The organism is Tepidiforma sp., from assembly GCF_034433535.1.
Taxonomy (GTDB): domain Bacteria; phylum Chloroflexota; class Dehalococcoidia; order Tepidiformales; family Tepidiformaceae; genus Tepidiforma.
The window spans coordinates 1-1,876 of the sequence record NZ_DAOUAO010000054.1 but is presented as its reverse complement, the minus strand read 5'-3'; the positions used below and the strand labels follow the sequence as shown (position 1 = coordinate 1,876).

The window sequence follows — 1,876 nt, the reverse complement described above, 5'->3', positions numbered from 1 at the left end:
GCCTCGCCGTCAACAACCGCCGCAAAAACCCCCAGTCCGGCGAATGGGAAGACCAGACCGAATGGTTCAACATCGTCATCTGGGGCGATATGGCCGAGCGCGTCTCCCAGTACATCACCAGGGGCAAGCAGGTCTTCGTCGAAGGCCGCGTCCAGACCCGCAGCTGGGAAGACGACCAGGGCCAGAAGCACTACCGCACCGAAGTCATCGCCCAGTCGATCCAGCTCCTCGGCGGCCCGCGCGAAGCCGCCGCCCCCGCCGCAGACGACTGGGGAACCTCCTATCCGGGCCGCCGCGGCGGGGCCTCCTCCCGGGAGGACATCGACGTCGACGACCTCCCCTTCGAATAACCACCAGCGCCGCCCGCGGCCGGCAATCCGCCGCGAACCCCCGGTCCTCCACCGCTCCGCAACGGGCACGGGGAAGACAAACCCAACGGGAAGGAAACACCTGCAATGACCTCCGAAGAACGCACCGCACCCGCTCCCGCCGCCGAAGGCGAACGCCCCCAGCGCCAGCAGCGCCCCCGCTACGCCAGCCGCCGCAAGGTCTGCCGCTTCTGCGTCGAAAAGATGAACGGCGTCGACTACAAGGACATCGCCCGCCTGCGCATGTACATCTCCGACCGCGGCAAGATCGAACCCCGCCGCAAGACAGGCACCTGCCTCAAGCACCAGCGCCTCGTGGCCACGGCCATCAAGCGCGCCCGGCACCTCGCCCTCCTGCCCTACACGCTCGAGCACATCCGCAAAACCGGCATCTTCCCCATCCGCGGCTAAGCCGGCCCCGCCGGTCCCCCGCCCCGCCACCCGGAGACCACCATGGCTCGACGCGAACGGACCACCGCACTCCCGCGCCAGCGCCCCCGGCAACCCACCGCCCGCGCTGGCAGCGTCTTCCTCCTCACCAGCGAAGAAACCCTCCGCCTCGTCATCCTCGGCGGAGCCTCGCTCCTGCTCGTCATCGTCCTCGCCCTCTTCGCCTGGAACTGGTACGACAACACCTACCGCGTCCCCGAAAAGACCATCCTCCAGGTGGGCGACGAGCGCTTCAAACTCAAGTACTACGCCGACCGCCTCTTCCCCTACGTCCAGTCCGTTATCGGCACCGGCATCAACCTCGGCATCGCCGAACAGCAGCTCCTTACCGAGCTCGAAAACGAAGCGATCGTCGCCATCATCGCCCGCGAACGCGGCATCACGGTCACCCCCGATGAGGTCACCACCGAAATCGCCAGCCAGCTCGGCGTCCCCGCCGGCGGCGCCGGCAGCTCCTTCGATACCCTCTACCGCCAGCGCCTCCAGACGGTGAAGATGAGCGACGCCAACTACCGGCGATGGGTCGAGGCGCAGCTCTACCGCAAAAAGCTGAAGGACGCCTACCTCGCCGAGATCGGCGACACCACCGAAATGGTCACCCTGCGCTCCATCCTCACCGATACCGAAGAGGAGGCGAAGGCGGCCCTCGCCCGCATCCAGGCCGGCGAGGACATGGGCACCGTCGCCCAAACCACCTCCAAGGACCTCAACTCCCGCCAGAAGGACGGGATCATGGACCCGGAGCCGCCCGAGCTCCTTCCCGAAGCAATCCGTACCGCCATCGAAGGCAAGGAGGCGGGCTCCGAGGTCCTCGGGCCTGTCCAGGTCGCGTCCAACTGGTGGGTCTTCCGCATCGAAAAGCGCGATCCCCAGGCCACGCCCTCCGAAACCCAGAAGTCCCAGCTCGCCGATCTCCGCATCGACGAAGAGATTAAGGCCCGCCGCTCCACCCTCACCATCCGACGGGACCTCACCTCCGACGACATCCGCTGGGCCGAGGACAATGCCGAGTAACCCCCCGCGCGAAATCGGGGTCGGGCTCATCGGCCTCGGCGTCG

At 67.4% G+C, this 1,876-nt stretch carries 3 protein-coding genes; all 3 read left to right on the top strand.

Features of this window, described 5'->3' with window-relative positions:
* A partial coding sequence (locus VAE46_RS02795) for a single-stranded DNA-binding protein (protein ID WP_322795390.1) occupies positions 1–350 on the top strand: 350 nt, incomplete at its 5' end.
* Between the two features lie 105 nt (positions 351–455).
* Positions 456–779 (top strand): 30S ribosomal protein S18, encoded by a 324-nt coding sequence (rpsR, locus tag VAE46_RS02790; RefSeq protein ID WP_322795389.1) that lies wholly within the window; start codon positions 456–458, stop codon positions 777–779.
* A gap of 42 nt (positions 780–821) precedes the next feature.
* Positions 822–1,832: a peptidylprolyl isomerase gene (locus VAE46_RS02785; protein WP_322795388.1), complete on the top strand. Its 1,011-nt coding sequence runs from the start codon at positions 822–824 to the stop codon at positions 1,830–1,832.
* The last annotated feature ends 44 nt before the right edge of the window (positions 1,833–1,876 follow it).